This window comes from Pseudorhodoferax sp. Leaf274, assembly GCF_001422445.1.
In the GTDB taxonomy this organism is placed as follows: Bacteria; Pseudomonadota; Gammaproteobacteria; order Burkholderiales; family Burkholderiaceae_C; genus Pseudorhodoferax.
In genome coordinates, this window is record NZ_LMNA01000001.1 from 683,695 (window position 1) to 702,350 (window position 18,656).

Below are 18,656 nucleotides of genomic sequence, written 5' to 3' on the forward strand. Positions count from 1 at the left end.
CCAGAGGCCACGGCGCGGGCCTTCATTCCTCGGCCTCCGCGGCGCTGGGCTGGCCACGCTGCGCCCCGCCAAGCGCGCGCCAGAGCGGCCCGTACAGCACCTCGCTCCAGTCGTGCAGGCCGCGGCCATCGGCGGTCTGCGCTTCCTGCAGCGCCGAGAAACCGTCGAACACGCGGGCCAATGCGGGGCGCTGGCCCTCGCCGTTCGCGTGCTGGCCGCCTTCGTAGAGCGCCTGCGCAGCGCGCCAGTCGCCGGCCAGCACCGCGAATGCGGTCTTGCAGGCCACGGGCAGCGGTTCGGAAAGGCCCGCGGCCCAGGCCTGGACCAGCGCCGACAGCGTGGCCGCGGCCGTGCCGGCATCGAGCGCGGGCAGGCGCAGCAGGCCCGATTCGCTGGCCAGCAGCGTGAGCGTGGGGCCGGCCGCGACCTGCAGCGCCAGGTGCGTGGGCCAGTGCCGCACGATGTGGTGCCAGGACAGGCTGGGGCCCTTGTGCAGCCGGCCGTTGGCCAGCACCAGGCAGGCGGGCAACTGCTCGGCATCGGCCGGCAGGCGGCGCTGGGGCAACGGGTCGTCGAGCGCGACGCCGGTGGCGGGATCGGTCCAGCGCAGCGCGTGGCGCGCGTCCTCCAGCGTGGGCCAGGTGTCCAGCGCATCCAGGTAGTGGCCGAGCGTGCGTGTGAGCGGCTGGGCCAGCGCGCTCTCGGCGATCTGGCCGAAGGCCTGCAGCGGCAGCTGGCCGGCGCGCGCGAGCGCGGCGGTCTGCCCGGCCAGCGCCTCGGCCAGGCCAGCCCGCGCGGCAGTGGGGCTGGGCTGGGCGTCGCACCAGGGCTGCAGCGCGGCGCGCAGATCGCGCTCCAGCGTCCATTGCTGCAGGCTGTCCAGGCCGAAGGCCTCGTCGTCCAGCGTGTCCTCGGCGTGCAGCGCCAGGCCGGTCTGCAGGCGCTGGCGGAAGAAGGCCTCGACCGGCTGGGCCAGGAAGTCGGCCAGCGGGCGCAGGGGCACGGCGCCCTCGGGCTGCCACGGCGCCAGCGGCGCCCCGGGGCCGCGCGCGGTGGTGGCCGGCGCATGCGCGGCTTGCCATTCGCGGCCGTAGCTGTAGAGGCCGTCGATGGCCGGCGCGGCCGGCGCATCGGGCGCGAAGTAACGCGGGCTGAAGGGCTGCAGCGGATGTTCGGTCGTCAAGACGTGGAGCAGGTCGGCGCCGTCGGCCGCGCGCCAGCCGGCCGCGAGGTGGTCGCGCAGCTGGCCGATCAGCACGCTGGGCGCGCGTGCGCTGTGGTCGCGCACGTTGCGGCCCACCCAGCTGATGTAGAGCTGCTCGCGCGCCGACAGCAGGGCTTCGAGCAGCAGGTAGCGGTCGTCGTCGCGGCGCGAACGGTCGCCCGGCCGCCAGTCGCCCTGCATGAGGTCGAAGTCGGCGCGCACCATGGGCCGCGGGAAGTCGCCGTCGTTCATGCCCAGCAGGCAGACCACGCGGAAGGGGATGGCGCGCATGGGCATCAGCGTGCAGAAGCTCACCCCGCCCGTCATGAAGCGCTGCTGCAGGCCCTGCTGCTCCAGCACGGCGAGCCAGCGCTCGCGCACCACGGCCAGCGGCAAGGGCTCGGCGAAGCCGGCGTCCGTGCATTCGTCCAGCCACTGGTCCAGGCCCTGCAACAGCTGCTGCACCCGCAACTGCTCGCGCGCGTCCACCGGCGCGAAGAAGCCCTGCAGCAGCGCCCGCAGGCGCTCGGCCCAGCGCAGCGGCGGCGCCGGCTCGGCCAAGGTGGCCAGCGTCTCGCCGAGTGCGCGCAGCAGCGCCGCCAGCGGGCCGAGCGCGGCGGCGTCGAGCCCGCCGATCTCGTCGTAGGGCGCGATGCCCTCGAACGCACCGCCTTCGCCGACCGCGAAGCCCAGCAGCATGCGTTGCAGGCCGAAGCGCCAGCTGTTGACCTCGCCGGCCGCGCCCAGCGCCTGCTGCGCACGCTGGGCGGCGTCCAGCCCCCAGCGCACGCCGGCGCCCTCGATCCAGCGCTTGAGCTGGGGCAGCGCCTCGTCCGCCAGGCCGAAGCGCGCGCGCAGCGCACCGACCTCCAGCAGGTCCAGCACGTCGCTGGCGGCGAAGCGGCTGTCGGGCAGCTGCAGCAGCAGCTCCAGCGCCACCAGCAGCGGCTCCTGGCCGCGCCGGCCCTGGTCGGCCACGGTGTAGGGGATGTACCGCGGCTCCAGGCGCGGCAGCCGGCCGAACACCGCCTCGATGTGCGGCGCGTAGGCGTCCACGTCGGGCAGCATCACGATCACGTCGCGCGGCTGCAGCGTCGGGTCGGCGTCGAAACGGGCCAGCAGCTGGTCGTGCAGCACCTCGATCTCGCGCTGTGCCGAGTGCGTGCTGTGGAAGCGCAGCGAGCGGTCCTGTGCCGGGTCGACCGCCGGCCAGCGTGCGCGCGTCTCGGCCAGCGGGCGCAGGTCGAGGATGTCGTCCTGCAGCTGCTGCAGCAGGCCGGTGGGCGCGGCGTCGTCGCTGAACAGGTCGATGCGGCCACTGCCGATGCCAGCCCAGGCCGCGCGGTACTGGTCGGGTGTGTCGAAGCTGTCGATCAGGTGCAGGTAGTCGCGCCCCTGCTTGCCCCAGGCCGCCAGCAGCGGATGGGCGTGTTGGTGCAGCGCGGCCTCGTCCAGCACGGCGGGCATGCCGGCGCGGCGGGCCTGGCGCCGGTAGGGGCCGCGCAGCAGGTCCTGGTCGGCCACGATGTCGGTCCAGTGGTGGCGGCAGGGGTTGTGCACGAACAGCATGACCTGCGCCACGCCGGCGATCGCGGCCAGCGCCTGCAGCGTCTGCGCGGGCAGGGCCGAGATGCCGAACACCACCAGCCGGCGCGGCAGGCCGGCCGGTGCCGGGCCGCTGTGCCGGGCCAGCGCGGCGATGAAGCGCTGGTGCACGCCGGCGCGGCTGCCGGCCTGGCCGGCGGCGCCGGCGTCGTCGATCAGCGCGCGCCAGAGCAGGGCCTGCCAGCGCTGGTCTTCGGGCAGCGGGTGTTCGCCGCTGCGCAGGTGCCGCACCACGTCGCGTCCGTCCGCCCAGTCGGCCAGCCAGTCGGCGCGGTAGACCTGGTACTGGTCGAACAGGTCGGCCAGGCGCTGGGCCAGCTGGTGGCGCTTGCGCAGGTCGGCGTCGTCGGCCAGGAAGCGGGCCAGCGGCGCGAAGCCGGCCTGGCCCAGCAGCCCGGGCAGCAGCCGCATGAGGCGCCAGGTCAGCGGCGCCTCGTCCAGCGGCGAGCGCTCGGGCACCGCGTCGGCGCCCAGCACGGCCCGGTAGGCGCGCCACAGGAACTGCGCGGGCAGCTGCAGCTGCGTGGCGGCCGTGATGCCCAGCCCGCCGCCGGCGGGGTCGTCGCGGTCGGCCGCCAGCGCCAGCTTGAGCCACTGCGCGATGCCGTTGCTCTGCACCAGCACGACCTCGTTCTCCAGCGGCGCCAGCGGGTGGCGCCGCAGCCAGGCCACCAGCAGCTGGCGCAGGTCTTCCGGCCGGTTGCCGTGCAGGACCATGAGGCCGGGTTGGAGGGGGAGGGCAGGCGTGCTGGTCATGCGGTCAAGCCGGCGATGCTAGCGCGCCGCGTGGCAGCGGTTTCTACAATCGGGCGCATGCCGCACCCCGCCTACACCCGCGCCCAGCAACTGCCCGCCATCCTGGCCAAGCGCATCGCCATCCTCGACGGCGCCATGGGCACCATGATCCAGCGCTTCAAACTCACCGAGGCGCAGTACCGCGGCGAGCGCTTCAAGGACTTCCACAAGGACGTCAAGGGCAACAACGAGCTGCTCTCGCTGACCCGGCCCGACGTGATCTCCGACATCCACGAGGGCTACCTCGCGGCCGGCGCCGACCTCATCGAGACCAACACCTTCGGCGCCATCACCATCGCCCAGGACGACTACGAGATGGGCCACCTGGCGCGCGAGATGAACCTCGCCAGCGCCCGGCTGGCCCGTGCGGCCTGCGACAAGTTCAGCACGCCCGACAAGCCGCGCTTCGTGGCGGGCGCGCTCGGCCCCACGCCCAAGACCGCCAGCATCAGCCCCGACGTGAACGACCCCGGCGCCCGCAACGTCGACTTCGAGGCGCTGCGCGCGGCCTACTATGAGCAGACCGAGGCGCTGGTCGAGGGCGGGGCCGACGTGATCCTGGTGGAGACCATCTTCGACACGCTCAACGCCAAGGCTGCGCTGTTCGCCGTGGACGAGTTCTTCGAGGCCAGCGGCGAGCGCCTGCCCATCCTGATCAGCGGCACCGTGACGGATGCGTCGGGCCGCATCCTGTCGGGCCAGACCGTCACCGCGTTCTGGCACAGCGTGCGGCACGCGCAGCCGCTGGCCATCGGCCTGAACTGCGCACTGGGCGCCGCGCTGATGCGGCCCTACATCCAGGAGCTCAACCGCGTCGCGCCGGACACCTTCATCAGCTGCTACCCGAACGCCGGCCTGCCCAACCCCATGAGCGACACCGGCTTCGACGAGACGCCGGCCGACACCTCCAAGCTGCTGCACGAGTTCGCGGCGGAGGGGCTGGTCAACATCGTCGGCGGCTGCTGCGGCACCACGCCCGAACACATCGCCGCCATCGGCCAGGCCGTGGCCCCCGTGAAGACGCGCGCCGTGCCGGCACGCGCGGCCTTCTATCCCGAGGCCGCCTGACGCCGCTGCCATGTCCCAGCGCGAAGACGACGGCATCACGCTGCGCCAGCTGCAGATGCTGCTGGCGTTCATGGAGGCAGGCAACCTCGCGCGCGCGGCCGAGCGGCTGCAGACCAGCGCGGTCAGCGTGCACCGCGCGCTGCATGCACTGGAGGAGGCGCTGCGCTGCGTGCTGTTCCGCCAGGAAGGGCGCAACCTCGTGCCCACGGCGGCGGCTCAGCGCCTGGCCGAGATGGCGCGCGGCATGGACCGCCTGCTCGTCGATGGCGTGCGCGCCACGCGCGAGATCGCCGGCTACGCGGCCGACCGCATCCGCATCGGGTCGATGTACTCGCTGACCAGCCGCGCCGTGCCGGCGCTGGTGCTGGGCATGAAGCAGCGCAAGCCCGAGGTGCAGACCGAGCTCATGCTGGGCTCCAACGCCGACCTGCTGGCCAAGCTGCGCGACGGTGCCATCGATGCCGCGCTGATGGCCGTGCCGGCCGATGCCGCCGATGTCGAGACCGAGCCGCTGTTCGAGGACGAGACCTTCTTCGCCGCGCCCGCCCAATCGGCCTATGCCGCCCAGGCCGAGGTGGACCTGGGCGCCTGCGCCGGCGAGCGCTTCGTCAGCCTGGGCGAAGGCTTCGCCACGCACGACAGCTTCGGCCAGGCCTTCCGCATGGCCGGGTTCGCGCCCCAGATCGCCATGCACACGGGCGACATCTACACGCTCATGAACCTGGTGGCCGGCGGCGTGGGCTGCACGCTGCTGCCCGGCCGCGTGCGCAACGTGCTGCCGCCCAACGTGGTGCTGGTGCCGCTGCAGTCGCGCTACCGCGTGCGCCAGACCATCGGGCTGAACTTCCTGCGCTCGCGCGAGCGCGACCCCAACCTGCTCGCCGTGCTGGCGGTCTGCCGCAGCCTGAAGGCGTCGCTGCACCAGGGTTAGCCCGCGATCCTTCCGCTTGCCGTAAGCATTGAGCGCGCCGCGTCATTGATGCGGCGGCAGGGCTTGCTTATGGTGGGCGCGCGACCGGCTGCCGCGCCCAACCATGGTGTGCCGATGGCGTGCCCATGGCGTGCACGCACCAGGTCGCTACAACCAAGGAGACAAGGCATGAAACGATGGATCGTGCTCGCGGCGGCCCCCTGGCTGCTGCTGGGCTGCGGCAGCAACCCGCAGCCTCACCAGGTCTGGCGCGCGGGCCAGGTGGACCGGTTCGAGGTGGTGTCCACCGCCGATGCCTACAACGGCGCCACGCCGGCCGGCGCTGCCGGCCCCTACACCGTGGTCACCGGCATCGTCCACGGCAAGCTCGACCCCCGGCATCCGGACAACGCGGGCATCGTCGACCTGGACAAGGCCCCGATGGATGCGGACGGCAAGGTGCGCTACACGACGGACGTCGTGATCCTGCGGCCCAAGAGCGCCACCCATGCCAGGCGCGTGCTGTTCTACGACGTGGTGAACCGCGGCAACAAGCTGGCGCAGAACCGCTTCATCGGCGGCGGCGCGCTGAAGGACGGCGCTGCCCCGGCGGCCAACTTCGCGTCGATCCTGCAGCGCGGCTACACCGTGGTGTGGAGCGGCTGGCAGGGCGACGTGGCGCAGTCCGGCAACGGCGCGGCGGCCGCGCTCGGCACGGTGTTCCCGCTGGCCAGGAATGCCGACGGCAGCGCCATCACCGGCCTGAGCCGCGAGGAGTTCATCGCCGATGCCGCCGGCACGCCCGACATCCCGCTGAACTACCCGCCGGCCTCGCTGACCGACCGCTCCGAGGTGATCTTCACGGCCCGGCCGTCCTACTACAACGCGGCGGGGCAGCAGACCTATGCGTCTCCTTCCGCCGCCGTGACCACCTGGGACTACGTGACCCATGCCAACGGCTCGGTCTCGGTACGGTTCACGGCGCCCGCCACGGTGCCCGACGCCCAGGGCGGCAGCGTGCCGACGGACGCCGGCACGGTCTACAACTTCACCTACCGGGCCAAGGACCCGAAGGTGATGGGCATCGGCTTCGCCGCGGTGCGCGACCTCGTGGGCTTCCTCAAGAACGACGCGACCGACGCGCAGGGCAACGCCAATCCCGTGGCCGACCTCAAGTCCGCCGCCTGCGCCAGCGGCGTCAACTGCCCGGCCAACCCGGCGACCCACTTCGACGTGGCGCTGGGCGAGGGGGTGTCGCAGTCCGGCCGCTTCCTGCGCGACTTTTTGTACCAGGGCTTCAACAAGGACTCGGCGGGCAAGCCCGTGTTCGACGGGATGCTGTCGCTGATCCCGGCGGCACGCCGCACCTGGATCAACGCGCGCTTCGCCCAGCCGGGCCGCTGGTCCAAGCAGCACGAAGACCACTTCATGCTGGGCGACCAGTTCCCGTTCGCCTACAACGTCACCACCGACCCCGTGAGCGGCGCCACCGACGGGCTGCTGCGCAGCTGCCTGCAGACCAGCACCTGCCCCAAGATCATGCAGGCGGACGGCAGCTACGAGTGGTGGGGCGGCCGGGCATCGCTGGTCGTCACCGATGGCAGGGCGCGCGACCTGGCCTTGCCCGACAACGTGCGCTACTACCTGGTGCTGGGCACCGGCCACGGCGGTGGCGCGGGCGTGACGACGGGCGTCGTCACGCAGCCTGCGGCGGGCAGCACCTGCACCTTCGCCAACAGCCCCGTCGCCATGGCGCCGGTGGAGCGAGCACTGGTCAAGGCACTGGAAGACTGGACCGTGCAGAACACGCCCCCGCCGGCCTCCAGCCACCCCACGGTGGCGGCCGGCACCGCCGTGCTGCCCACGGCGGCGGCCACGGGGTTCCCCAACCTGGCGGCCATCAGCGTGCCCAACGGCGCTGCGGCGACGCCGCTGGCACTGCGCGTGGCGCTGGGCAAGATCAGCCAGGTCTTCGTCACCGACTACAGCACGGCCGCGCCCGCCGTCGACGTGGCCAAGGCCTACACCCTGCTCGTGCCCCGCGTCGACGCCAACGGCAACGAACTCGGCGGCCTGCGCATGCCCGAAGTGGCGGTGCCACTGGCCACGTACACGGGCTGGAACGTGCGCTCGGCCGGACACGCGGCCGGCGAGAACTGCCCGTCCAGCGGCAGTGCCATCCCGCTGGCGGTCGGTGCGTCGACGAAGGCGGCTGGCGATCCACGCAGCACGCTGGCCGGGCTCTACGGCGGGCGGGCCGACTACCTGGCCAGGTTCGGCGCCGCGGCGGATGCGCTGGTGGCCGGCGGCTACTTCGGCAGCGTCGATGCGGCCAACGCCAAGGCCGGTGCGGCCAGCGTGTCCACGCTGCTGATCCCGGCGCCCTGAGCCGCATCGCCGCAAGGGTTAACCCGCGACCGTTTCACTGGTCGTAAGGGTTGCCGCCGGAGCTTGATTGATGGTGGGCAGTGGGCTGCGTATCTTCGGCCTCCAGAAACAGGGGCTCGCCGCCACCCGGCGGCAAGGGCCACCTGTGCGGTACGCCGGCAAGGCAGGAGACAAGATGACAGCCCACTGGATCTCGATCTACACACTTGGAGGAATGTTCGTGCTGGCCACGGTGTTGCCCATCAACATGGGCGTGATCGCCTTTGTCGGGGCCTTCCTGGTCGGCACGCTGGTGGCCGGCATGAACGCCAAGGCCATCATGGCCGGCTTTCCGGCCGACCTGTTCCTCACGCTGGTGGGCATCACCTACCTGTTCGCCCTGGCGCAGAACAACGGCACCATCGACTGGATGGTCAGGGGCGCCGTGCGGGCGGTGCGCGGGCGCATCGCGGCGATCCCGTGGATCATGTTCTTCATCGCGGCCCTGCTGACCGGCGTGGGCGCGGTCAGCCCCGCGGCGGTGGCCATCATCGCGCCCATCGCGCTCGGCTTCGCGGCCAAGTACGGCATCAACCCGCTGATGATGGGCCTGATGGTGATCCACGGCGCGCAGGGCGGCGGCTTCTCGCCCATCAGCATCTACGGCGGCATCACCAACAAGATCGTGGCCGCCGCCGGCCTGCCGCTGAACCCCATCGTCACCATGACCGCCAGCCTGGCCGTCAACCTCGCGGTGGCTGCCATGCTGTTCGTCCTGATGGGCGGCATGAAGCTCACCCGCCAGCGCAGCGGTGCACGCCACACCGGCTTCGACGTGCCGCAGGTGGCGCATGGCCAGGGCGGTGCGCAGGTCTATGGCGACGCCGAGGGCGAGTCGCTCGGCGAAGAGCGCCGCACCGCCGCCCAGGCCGACGATTCGCTGATGGACGCCGGCCCCGGCGCGCAGGACCCGCAGGACGCGCAGGGCGAACGCTGGTACCAGGTGGCCACCGTCGTCGGCCTGCTGGCGCTGGCCGTGCTCACGCTGTTCTTCAAGCAGGACATCGGCTTCGTCTCCATCACCATCGGCCTGCTGCTCACGCTGATGGCGCCCAACCTGCAAAAGCGCGCACTGGGCCAGGTGTCGTGGCCCGAGATCATGCTGATCGTGGGCGTCAGCACCTTCGTCGGCGTGATGGACAAGATGGGCACCATCGACTTCGTGGGCCACAGCGTCGCGGCGCTGACATCGCCGCTGGTCGCGGCCCTGTTGCTGTGCTTCGTCGGCGCGGTGATCTCGGCCTTCGCCTCGTCCACCGCCGTGCTGGGCTCGCTGATCCCGCTGGCCGTGCCCTTCCTGCAGGGCGGTGGCTCGGGCGATGCGGGCGTCAGCGCCATCGGCTTCATCGCGGCCATGGCCGTGTCGTCCACCATCGTCGACGTCAGCCCCTTCTCGACCAACGGCGCGCTGGTGCTGGCAAATGCCCGCGGCGTGAACCGCGAGGCCTTCTTCCGCCAGCTGATGGTGTACGGTGCGGCGGTGACGCTGATCGCGCCGGTCGTCGTCTGGCTGCTGTTCGTGGTCCTTTGAACAACCTGCACATCCCATGACAACCAGAGACTGGAACACCCGCTCCGCCAACCGCACCGCCCGCCTGGCCCGCGCCGCGCAGGCGCTCGGCCCGCGGCTGGTGGGCAAGCAGCTGCCGGCCGAGGCCATCGGCGCGCTGCTGGAGGCGGTGCTCGAACCGGGCGACCGCGTCTGCCTGGAAGGCAACAACCAGAAGCAGGCCGACTTCCTGGCCAAGGCGCTGGTGCAGGTGGACCCCGCGCGCGTGCACGGCCTGCACATGGTGCAGTCGGTGCTGGCGCTGCCCGAGCACCTGGACAGCTTCGAGAACGGCATCGCCGCGCGGCTGGACTTCAGCTTCTCGGGCCCGCAGGGCGCGCGGCTGGCCAAGCTGGTCTCTGCCGGGCGCATCGCCGTCGGCGCGATCCACACCTACCTGGAGCTGTTCGCGCGCTACTTCGTCGACCTCACGCCGCAGGTGGCGCTGGTGGCCGCGCATGCGGCGGACGCGCAGGGCAACCTCTACACCGGGCCCAACACCGAGGACACGCCGGCCATCGTGGAGGCCACGGCGTTCTCGGGCGGCATCGTCATCGCGCAGGTCAACGAGCTGGTGGACGGCACCACCACCAGGCTGCCGCGCATCGACATCCCGGCCGACTGGGTCGGCTTCGTCGTGAAGGCGCCCACGCCCAACTTCATCGAGCCGCTGTTCACGCGCGATCCGGCGCAGATCAGCGAGATCCAGGTGCTGATGGCCATGATGGCGATCAAGGGCATCTACGGCGCATACGGCGTCCAGCGGCTGAACCACGGCATCGGCTTCGACACGGCGGCCATCGAGCTGCTGCTGCCGACCTATGGCGAGCAGCTGGGCCTGAAGGGGAAGATCGCCAAGCACTGGGCGCTGAACCCGCATCCGGCACTGATCCCCGCCATCGAGGCCGGCTGGGTCCAGTCGGTGCACTCCTTCGGCTCCGAGCTGGGCATGGAGGACTACATCCGCGCGCGCTCCGACGTGTTCTTCACCGGGCCCGACGGCAGCCTGCGCAGCAACCGCGCCTTCTGCCAGGCGGCCGGCCACTACGCCTGCGACCTGTTCATCGGCTCCACGCTGCAGATGGACCTGGACGGCAACAGCTCCACCGCCACGCTGGGCCGCATCGCCGGCTTCGGCGGCGCGCCCAACATGGGGGCCGATGCGCGCGGCCGGCGCCACGCCAGCGATGCCTGGCTCAAGGCCGGCGCCGAGGCCCGCGCAGGCCGCAGCGGCGCCGCCGGCACGCCGCGCGGGCAGAAGCTGGTGGTGCAGATGGTGGAGACCTTCCGCGAGCACATGCAGCCGGCCTTCGTCGAGCGGCTCGATGCCTGGACGCTGCAGGAGCAGGCCGGCATGGCGCTGCCGCCCATCATGGTCTACGGCGACGACGTGACGCATGTGCTGACCGAAGAGGGCATCGCCAACCTGCTGCTGTGCCGCAGCGACGAGGAGCGCGAGCAGGCGATCCGCGGCGTGGCCGGCTACACGGCCGTGGGCCTGGGCCGCGACCGGCGCATGGTGGAGAACCTGCGCGACCGCAAGATCATCCAGCGTCCGCAGGACCTGGGCATCGACCCGCGCGACGCCACGCGCAACCTGCTGGCCGCGCGCAGCATGCGCGACCTGGTGCGCGCGTCGGGCGGCCTGTACCAGCCGCCCAAGCGTTTCCGCAACTGGTAAGAAGGAGCACCCCATGACCGACATCCCCGCAGGGCTCGAAACCCTGGACTTCTCCTACGCCGGCGGCCGCGCCGCCGGCCGGTTCTCGCCCGTGCTGGTGGGCGTGGTGGGCTCCGGCAACCTGGAGGTGATGCTGGAATCCACGCCCAACGACGACTGCACCGTGCGCGTGCAGACCTCGGCCCGCGGCTTCGGCCCGATCTGGCAGGCCGTGGTGGACGACTTCCAGGCCCGCCACGGCCTGGCCGGCCTGCGCGTGTCCATCAACGACATGGGCGCCACGCCGGCCGTGGTCAGCCTGCGGCTCGACCAGGCCGTGGCCGAGCTGCCGAAGGAGCCCGCATGATCAGCTATGCCGAATGCTCGGCGCGCGAGCGCCTGGCCCTGCTGCTGGACGCCGGCAGCTTCCACGAATGGCTGCCGCCGGCCGAGCGGCTGACCAGCCCGCACCTGGCGCAGCTGGGCGTGCCCTCGGCCTTCGACGATGGCGTGGCCATCGGCCGCGCGCTGCTGGGCGGCCAGGCCGTGTTCGTCGCCGCGCAGGAGGGTGCGTTCATGGGCGGTGGCGTCGGCGAGGTGCACGGCGCCAAGCTCGTGGGCCTGCTGCAGCGCGCGCTGCGCGACAGGCCGGCCGGCGTGCTGCTGCTGGCCGAGTCGGGCGGCGTGCGGCTGCACGAGGCCAACGCCGGCCTGATCGCCGTGTCCGAGGTCATGCGCGCCGTGCTCGACGTGCGCGCGGCCGGCATCCCCGTGGTGGTGCTGATCGGCGGCGCCAACGGTTGCTTCGGCGGCATGGGCATCGTGGCGCGCTGCGCCGACCAGGTCGTCATGAGCGACGTGGGCCGGCTGGCGATGTCGGGCCCCGAGGTCATCGAGGCCTCGCACGGCGTGGACGAGTACGATGCGCGCGACCGTGCGCTGGTCTGGCGCACCAGCGGCGGCAAGCACCGCTGGCTGACGGGCGACTGCGATGCGCTGGTGGAGGACGACGTGGCGGCCTTCCGCGCGGCGGCCATCGCGGCGCTGGCCCGGCCGCGGCCCGTGGGCCTGGCCGCGCTGGAGGCCGAGCATGCGCTGCTGGCCGCCCGCCTGGCCGCCGTGCCCGAGGCGGACTGGAACGACGGCGTGCACGACGACGCCACGCGGCTGTGGGAACGCCTGGGCGTGGCCGACGCGCAGCGGGTGCCCGCGCTGGACGTGGCCGCCCTGCACGCGCTGCGCACGCCGGCCCAGCCGCACGGCGGCACCTGAGCCGCGGCACGGATCCGAGCTTTCAACAACGACAGGAGACACGACACATGCACAGCCTCTTCCACCGCCGCAGCCTGCTGCGCGCCGGCGCCGCCGGCATCGCCCTCACGGCCGTGGGCGCACGCGCCCAGACCGGCTGGCCCACCAAGCCCGTCACGCTGGTCGTGCCGTTCCCGGCCGGCGGCGGCACCGACGCGTTCGCGCGGCCGCTGTCGGCCCAGTTCGCCAAGCAGACCGGCAAGCAGCTCATCGTGGACAACCGGGGCGGCGCCGGCGGCACGCTGGGCGCCACCATCGCCGCGCGCGCGCAGCCCGACGGCTACACGCTGTTCATGGGCGCCATCCACCACGCCATCGCGCCCTCGGTCTACCCCAAGCTGGACTACGACCTGCAGCGCGATTTCGTGCCGCTGGCGCTGCTGGCCGAAGTGCCGCAGGTGCTGGTGGTCAACCCCAAGCGCGTGACCGCGCCGGACTTCAAGACCTTCCTGGCCGAGCTGAAGAAGAACCCCGGAAAGCTCAACTACGCATCGGCCGGCGGCGGCACCTCGCACCACCTGGCGGGCGAGCTGTTCAAGCTGCAGACCGGCACCTTCATCACCCACATCCCCTACCGCGGCGCCGGCCCGGCGCTGCAGGACCTGATCTCGGGCAACGTGGACATGATGTTCGACGGCCTGGGCTCCTCGGCCGCGCACATCAAGGGCGGCCGCATCAAGGCCCTGATGGTGGCCGGCGCCCAGCGCAACCCCTCGCTGCCCGACGTGCCCTGCGCCGCCGAGGTCGGCCTGGCCGACTACAAGGTCACGACCTGGTACGGCCTGTGGGCCCCCAAGGGCACGCCGGCCGAGGCGCAGGCCCGCATGGTCGAGGAGGTGAAGAAGGCCGGCGCGGCCGACGAGATCCGTGCCGTCTGGGCCAGCAACGGCGCGCAGTTCGGCACGCTGGCGCCGGCGCAGTTCGGCGACTACGTGCAGGCCGAGATCACGCGCTGGGCCGGCGTGGTCAAGGCCGCCAACATCAAGCTCGACTAACTTCTCTCATTCCTGGAACCTCGCCATGCCGCTCGACTGGAACCTCCTTGCCACCCGACTGTTCGGCCCCGACCACGGCATCCATGCCGAGGGCGACTTCCTGCACGGCACGGCGACGCTGGACGGCGCGGACATCGCGGTGGTGGGCACCACGGGCCATGCGCCCATCGGCGTGGCGCTGGCGCTGGCGCAGGCCCGCGTGGTGCTCGATACCATCGCGCGCCACCCGGGCCGGCCGATCGTGCTGCTGATCGACACCCAGGGCCAGCAACTGCGCCGGCGCGACGAGCTGCTGGGCATCAACCGCGCCATGGCGCACCTGGGCATGGCCATCGACCTGGCGCGGCGCAGCGGCCACCGTGTGCTGGGCCTGGTGTACGACCAGGCGCTGTCGGGCGGCTTCATCACCTCGGGCCTCATCGCCGACGCCTGCTACGCGCTGCCCGAGGCCGAGATCCGTGTGATGCGCATCCCGGCCATGGCGCGCGTGACCAAGCTGCCCGAGGCCATGCTGACCGAACTGTCCAAGGCCAACCCGGTGTTCGCACCCGGCGTGGACAACTACGTGGCCATGGGCGGCGTGCGCGCGCTGTGGCAGGGCGACCTGCAGGCCGCGCTGCGCGAGGCACTGGCGCACACGCCCGTGGACGACGTGCGCGCCCGCGATGGCGCAGCGCGCGGCGGCCGCCGGCTGGCCGCGGCCGTGGCGCAACGGGTGCTGGAAGCGGCATGAGCCCCCGCCCGGCCGCTCCGAAGGGGGCTCGCACCGCAGGCGAAGCCGGAGGTGTTCCGGTGACCCCGCGCCCGGCCGTCCCGAAGGGGACGCGCACCGCAGCGCGCAGCGCGAAGGTACGTCGGTGACCGCATGGCACCGGCACCAGCTCGTGCGGCTGACCGACGCCGGTTGGCAACGCGTGCGCGCCGGTGCGTGGGATGCGCAGGCGCACAGCTGCCTGGCGCACTGGGCGCAGCACCGGCTGCCGCTGGTGGTCACGCGCCAGCGGCCGCAGGCCGATGACGCTTCAGGCCTGCAGCGGCCGCAGGCCCAGGACGCTTCAGGCCTGCAGCGGCCGCAGGAGGGCGGCGCCGTCAGCCTGGGCCTGCCCGCGCCGGGCCGCTGGGAGCGCCGGCGCATCGCGCTGGCCGTGCCACGGGCCGACATCGCCCAGGTCGATGCCTTCCCGCCGGCCAGCGCCCTGGCACCGCTGCTGCCGGCCCCGCAGCGCCGGCCCTGGCGCGCGCTGTGCGGCGGCCTGTCGGCCTGCGGCGTGGTGGCGCGCGTTTACGGCAGCCACGGCTGGCAGCTGCTGACCGGGCTGGACCACCTGCGCCCGGGCTCCGACATCGACCTGCACATCGCCGTGGACGGTCCGGCGCAGGCCGATGCCGTGGCCGTGCTGCTGCAGTCCTGGTCGGACGGGCTGCGGCTGGATGGCGAGCTGGTCTTCGCGGGCGACCGTGCCGTGGCCTGGCGCGAATGGCTGGCCTGGCGCGCCGGGCGCGCGGCCCGGCTGCTGGTCAAGCGTCTGGACGGCGTGGCCCTGGCCGATGCGCCGTTCTGGCAGGTGCCGGAGGCGGCCTGATGCAGGCGCACCGGCCGCGGCCTGCCGCGCAGTGCATTGCCACGCCGCAGGCCATCGGCCGCGCGGCCACGCTGGCGCTCTACGACGAGCTGGCCCTGAGCCCCAAGCCTGGCCTCGTGACGCTGGAAGACGCCGGCAGCCATGCCGACATGGACGCCAGCACCTTCGTGCGCAGCCTGTTCGCGCTGCGCAGCTACTTTCCGCGCATCGCCGCATTGGGCGAGGGCGGCGCCGACTTCGCGGCGCTGGAGCGCTGCGGCATGGCGGCCGAGGCGCGCATGCTGGCGGCCACGGGCGGCATCAACACCCACCGCGGCGCGGTGTTCCAGCTGGGCCTGCTGTGCGCTGCCGCAGGTGCGCTGGCGCAGGCCGGCCAGCCGCTGCAGCCGCAGGCCGTGCGCGGCATGCTGCGCGCGCGCTGGGGTGCCGCACTGGCCGCCCGCGCGCAGCGCGCCCCCATGCTGCCGGGCGGCCTGGTGGCGCGCCGGCTGGGGCTGCGCGGCGCCTCGCACGAGGCCGCGCTGGGCTTTCCGGCGCTGTTCGAGACCGCCGTGCCTGCGCTGGCCAGCGCACGCGCGCGCGGCCTCGCGCCGCGCCTGGCCCGGCTCGACACGCTGTTCCACGTCATCGCCGTGCTCGACGACAGCAACCTGGCGCTGCGTGGCGGCCTGCAGGGCCTGCGCGACGCGCAGGCCGCCGCGCGCGGCTTCCTGGCGGCTGGCGGCGCGGCGCAGCCTGGCGCGCTGCAGGCGGCAGCCGCCATCGGCCGCGACTTCGTGGCGCGCCGCCTGTCGCCCGGCGGCGCGGCCGACACCGTGGCCGCGGCCTGCTGGCTGCAGCGCGTGGGCGCGTTCTGAGACCGGGCGCCGACCCCGTGGCCTACGCGCTCGTGTTCTCTGGCCAGGGCGGCCAGCACGCCGGCATGCTGCCCTGGCTGGCCGAGGACGCGTTGGTGCGCAGTGTCCAGGCGCGCCTGGGTGTCGCCGACTGGCGCGCCGCGCTCGCCACCCCGGGCTGGGCCGAGCGCAATGCGCCGGCCCAATGCCTGCTGACCGGGCTGGCGCTGGCCGCCTGGGCGCAGCTGGCGCCGCACCTGCCGCCGCCCGCGGCCATCGCTGGCTACAGCGTGGGCGAGCTGGCGGCCTTCAGCGCGGCCGGCGTGTTCGATGCCGGCACGGCGCTCGACCTGGCCCAGGCCCGCGCCGCCGAAATGGACCGGTGCGCCGCCGGCGCGCCGGGCGGGCTGCTCGGCCTGAGCCAGATCGCGCCGGCCGTGCTCGACCGCCTGCTGGCCGCCGAGGCCGGCGTGGCGCTGGCGATCCGCAATGCCATCGACAGCGTCGTGCTGGGCGGCCCGCATCCCGCGCTCGAACGCGTGGAGGCGGCCGCCGTGGCCGAGGGCGCGCATGCCACGCGGCTCCGCGTGGCCGTGCCATCCCACACGCCCGGCATGCGGCCGGCGGCGCAAGCCTTCGCCGCGGTGCTGGCCGGCGTGCCGCTGGCAAGGCCGCGCACGCCCTTGTTCAGCAACGCGGCCGACCGCGTGGCCGATGCCGCGCAGGCCGCCAGCGCGCTGGCGGCCCAGATCGCCACCACGGTGCGTTGGGACGAATGCATGGAGAACCTGCACGCGCGCGGCGTGGACTGCGTGCTGGAGATCGGTGCGGGGCAGGCACTGGCACGCATGTGGAACCAGCGCTTTGCGGCGGTGCCGGCGCGGGCGGTGGACGAGTTCCGCAGCATGCGGGCCGTCGTGCAGTGGGTGGAGCGGGCCGCCGCAGCCGGCTGATCCGCGCCGCGCGCGCCGCGGCCACAATGGCCGGCACGCCATGCCTGCAGGAGACCCGCCATGTCCTTCACGTTCCCCCACGGCTTCACGGGCCAGCAGGAGATCGACGAGGCCTACGACCCGTTCCGCCGCGCGCACGATGCCGCGGCCTCCAACCGCCATTTCGCCGAGCGCAGCGCGCAGGCGCTGCACACGCTGGCGCACCGGCTGAAGATCCCCTACGGCCCCACGCTGGCCGAGACGCTGGACATCTTTCCGGCCGCGCAGAGCGGCGCGCCCGTGTTCTTCTTCATCCACGGCGGCTACTGGCGCGCCCGCGCCGCACGCGACTTCCACTGCGTGGCGCTCGGCCCGCAGGCCATGGGCTTCACCACCGTGGTGGTCGACTACGCGCTGTGCCCCACGGTCACGCTCGACGAGATCGTTCGCCAGGTGCGCGCGGCGGCCGCGTGGACGGTGCGCCACATCGCGGAGTTCAACGGCGACCCCGGCCGCATCGTGGTGGGCGGCAGCTCGGCCGGCGGCCACCTGGGCGCCATGCTGCTGACCACGCCCTGGCGCGCCGACTACGGCCTGCCCGACGATCCGTTCAAAGGTGCGCTGCTGCTCTCGGGCCTGTACGACATCGCGCCGCTGCGCTACAGCTACCTGCAGCCGCTGATCCAGCTCGACGAAGGCAGCGTGCGCCGCAACTCGCCCCTGCACCTGGTGCGCCCCAGCGCCACGCCGCTGCTGCTGGCCTGGGGTGGGGCCGAGCAGCCGGCCTTCGCGCAGCAGTCGCAGGGCCTGCACGCTGCCTGGCAGCGCGCGGGCAACCGCGGCGAACTGCTGGTCCTGCCGCAGGCCGACCACTTCCAGGCCCTGGAGCCGCTGGAGCAGCCGGACAGCCCGCTGTGCCGTGCCCTACGCGGCTTTGCCGGCGCATAGCGCCTGGCGGGCACGCGGCCTGCTAGGCCATGCCGCGCTTGTCCTGCAATCCTGACTGCCCGCCCATGACCACCCCCACGCCGCATTTCACCGAGCCCACCACCGGCTACTGGCAGCAGCTCCTGCCCGCCACCGCCGCCGCCGGGCCGGACGACGGCCCCTGGCAGTACGGCTACCCGGCGCGCCTGCCCGATGGCCGGGTGCTGTTGCTGCCGATCCGCCAGATGGCGGGCCAGCCCGAACACGCCGTGGCCTCGCTGATCTGCAACCAGGCCGCGCTGGACGTCATCGACGCGCTGGGCGAGTTGCTGGCCGCGCGCCTCGCGCCGCTGGCGCCCGAGGCGGTGGTGGGCGTGCCCACGCTGGGCCTGTCCTTCGCGCCCATCGTGGCGCGCCGGCTCGGCCTGTCGCGCATGGTGCCGCTGGGCTACTCGCGCAAGTTCTGGTACGACGAGGCGCTCTCTGGCGCCGTGCAGTCGATCACCACGCCGACCGCCGGCAAGCGCGTCTACCTCGACCCCAACCTGCTGCCGCTGGTGCGCGGCAAGCGCGTGGTGCTGGTGGACGATGCGGTCAGCAGCGGCAGCACCATCGCCGCGCCCTGGAACCTGCTGGAGGCCGCGGGCGCCACCGTGCTGGGCGTGGGTGTGGCCATGTGCCAGGGCCGGCGCTGGGCCGGGGTGCTGGGGCCGCAGCGTGCGGCCCAGGTGTTCGGCGTGTTCGACAGCCCGCTGCTGCAGGCCGTGCCCGGGGGCTGGATCCGGCGCAGCTGAAGGCCGGGGCGGGGCGTTTGGTACGCAACTTGCGTTTACCCGCGCAGCCCGCAACGTATC

Annotated in this window: 15 protein-coding genes; 14 read left to right on the forward strand and 1 reads right to left on the reverse strand. The window is 73.2% G+C overall.

The annotated features are described in order from the left end of the window. Positions 1–22: 22 nt before the first annotated feature. Complete coding sequence (recC, locus tag ASF44_RS03115; RefSeq protein ID WP_200930545.1) at positions 23–3,565, reverse strand: exodeoxyribonuclease V subunit gamma; 3,543 nt, start codon at positions 3,563–3,565, stop codon at positions 23–25. Positions 3,566–3,622: 57 nt separating this feature from the next. On the opposite strand from recC, the gene ASF44_RS03120 reads away from it, so the two are divergent. The 14 genes from ASF44_RS03120 to ASF44_RS03185 all read left to right on the forward strand — a co-directional run bounded on the left by ASF44_RS03120 (position 3,623) and on the right by ASF44_RS03185 (position 18,596). Continuing rightward, complete coding sequence (locus tag ASF44_RS03120; protein WP_056897682.1) at positions 3,623–4,672, forward strand: homocysteine S-methyltransferase family protein; 1,050 nt, start codon at positions 3,623–3,625, stop codon at positions 4,670–4,672. A gap of 10 nt (positions 4,673–4,682) precedes the next feature. Then, positions 4,683–5,603 (forward strand): LysR family transcriptional regulator, encoded by a 921-nt coding sequence (locus tag ASF44_RS03125; RefSeq protein WP_056897683.1) that lies wholly within the window; start codon positions 4,683–4,685, stop codon positions 5,601–5,603. A 168-nt stretch (positions 5,604–5,771) separates the two neighbouring features. After that, positions 5,772–7,970, forward strand: a complete 2,199-nt coding sequence (locus ASF44_RS03130) for an alpha/beta hydrolase domain-containing protein (protein ID WP_056897684.1) — start codon at positions 5,772–5,774, stop codon at positions 7,968–7,970. Between the two features lie 175 nt (positions 7,971–8,145). Beyond that, entirely contained in the window at positions 8,146–9,540 is a 1,395-nt protein-coding gene (locus ASF44_RS03135) for an SLC13 family permease (protein WP_056897685.1), read from the forward strand. A gap of 16 nt (positions 9,541–9,556) precedes the next feature. Next, positions 9,557–11,239, forward strand: a complete 1,683-nt coding sequence (gene mdcA, locus ASF44_RS03140; RefSeq protein ID WP_056897686.1) for a malonate decarboxylase subunit alpha — start codon at positions 9,557–9,559, stop codon at positions 11,237–11,239. A 13-nt stretch (positions 11,240–11,252) separates the two neighbouring features. After that, positions 11,253–11,585 (forward strand): malonate decarboxylase acyl carrier protein, encoded by a 333-nt coding sequence (mdcC, locus tag ASF44_RS03145; RefSeq protein ID WP_056897687.1) that lies wholly within the window; start codon positions 11,253–11,255, stop codon positions 11,583–11,585. Beyond that, positions 11,582–12,490 carry a biotin-independent malonate decarboxylase subunit beta gene (locus ASF44_RS03150; RefSeq protein ID WP_056897688.1) on the forward strand — a complete coding sequence of 303 codons (909 nt, stop codon included), beginning with the start codon at positions 11,582–11,584 and terminating at the stop codon, positions 12,488–12,490. The genes mdcC and ASF44_RS03150 overlap by 4 nt, the downstream gene beginning before the upstream one ends. 47 nt (positions 12,491–12,537) lie before the next feature. Beyond that, the gene (locus ASF44_RS03155; protein ID WP_056897689.1) at positions 12,538–13,524 is read left to right on the forward strand and encodes a tripartite tricarboxylate transporter substrate binding protein; all 987 of its coding nucleotides are present in this window, start codon (positions 12,538–12,540) and stop codon (positions 13,522–13,524) included. Between the two features lie 25 nt (positions 13,525–13,549). Then, on the forward strand, positions 13,550–14,257 hold the full coding sequence (locus tag ASF44_RS03160; protein ID WP_056897690.1) for a biotin-independent malonate decarboxylase subunit gamma: 708 nt from the start codon (positions 13,550–13,552) through the stop codon (positions 14,255–14,257). Positions 14,258–14,381: 124 nt separating this feature from the next. After that, on the forward strand, positions 14,382–15,107 hold the full coding sequence (mdcG, locus tag ASF44_RS03165; protein WP_056897691.1) for a malonate decarboxylase holo-[acyl-carrier-protein] synthase: 726 nt from the start codon (positions 14,382–14,384) through the stop codon (positions 15,105–15,107). Then, the gene (locus ASF44_RS03170) at positions 15,107–15,964 is read left to right on the forward strand and encodes a triphosphoribosyl-dephospho-CoA synthase (RefSeq protein WP_056897692.1); all 858 of its coding nucleotides are present in this window, start codon (positions 15,107–15,109) and stop codon (positions 15,962–15,964) included. The genes mdcG and ASF44_RS03170 overlap by 1 nt, the downstream gene beginning before the upstream one ends. A gap of 17 nt (positions 15,965–15,981) precedes the next feature. Then, positions 15,982–16,896 carry an acyltransferase domain-containing protein gene (locus tag ASF44_RS03175; RefSeq protein ID WP_056897693.1) on the forward strand — a complete coding sequence of 305 codons (915 nt, stop codon included), beginning with the start codon at positions 15,982–15,984 and terminating at the stop codon, positions 16,894–16,896. 60 nt (positions 16,897–16,956) lie between these two features. Continuing rightward, on the forward strand, positions 16,957–17,823 hold the full coding sequence (locus tag ASF44_RS03180) for an alpha/beta hydrolase (protein ID WP_056897694.1): 867 nt from the start codon (positions 16,957–16,959) through the stop codon (positions 17,821–17,823). 65 nt (positions 17,824–17,888) lie between these two features. Continuing rightward, a complete protein-coding gene (locus tag ASF44_RS03185) occupies positions 17,889–18,596 on the forward strand; it encodes a phosphoribosyltransferase (protein ID WP_056897695.1) in 708 nt (235 codons plus the stop codon). The last annotated feature ends 60 nt before the right edge of the window (positions 18,597–18,656 follow it).

Bases quoted from the DNA above. Each gene is read 5' to 3' on its own strand.
- mdcC (WP_056897687.1), top strand. From the start codon at position 11,253: ATGACCGACATCCCCGCAGGGCTCGAAACCCTGGACTTCTCCTACGCC.
- ASF44_RS03150 (WP_056897688.1), top strand. From the start codon at position 11,582: ATGATCAGCTATGCCGAATGCTCGGCGCGCGAGCGCCTGGCCCTGCTG.
- mdcA (WP_056897686.1), top strand. From the start codon at position 9,557: ATGACAACCAGAGACTGGAACACCCGCTCCGCCAACCGCACCGCCCGC.
- ASF44_RS03180 (WP_056897694.1), top strand. From the start codon at position 16,957: ATGTCCTTCACGTTCCCCCACGGCTTCACGGGCCAGCAGGAGATCGAC.
- ASF44_RS03155 (WP_056897689.1), top strand. From the start codon at position 12,538: ATGCACAGCCTCTTCCACCGCCGCAGCCTGCTGCGCGCCGGCGCCGCC.
- ASF44_RS03170 (WP_056897692.1), top strand. From the start codon at position 15,107: ATGCAGGCGCACCGGCCGCGGCCTGCCGCGCAGTGCATTGCCACGCCG.
- ASF44_RS03160 (WP_056897690.1), top strand. From the start codon at position 13,550: ATGCCGCTCGACTGGAACCTCCTTGCCACCCGACTGTTCGGCCCCGAC.
- ASF44_RS03185 (WP_056897695.1), top strand. From the start codon at position 17,889: ATGACCACCCCCACGCCGCATTTCACCGAGCCCACCACCGGCTACTGG.
- ASF44_RS03130 (WP_056897684.1), top strand. From the start codon at position 5,772: ATGAAACGATGGATCGTGCTCGCGGCGGCCCCCTGGCTGCTGCTGGGC.
- recC (WP_200930545.1), bottom strand. From the start codon at position 3,565: ATGACCAGCACGCCTGCCCTCCCCCTCCAACCCGGCCTCATGGTCCTG.
- ASF44_RS03125 (WP_056897683.1), top strand. From the start codon at position 4,683: ATGTCCCAGCGCGAAGACGACGGCATCACGCTGCGCCAGCTGCAGATG.
- ASF44_RS03135 (WP_056897685.1), top strand. From the start codon at position 8,146: ATGACAGCCCACTGGATCTCGATCTACACACTTGGAGGAATGTTCGTG.
- ASF44_RS03120 (WP_056897682.1), top strand. From the start codon at position 3,623: ATGCCGCACCCCGCCTACACCCGCGCCCAGCAACTGCCCGCCATCCTG.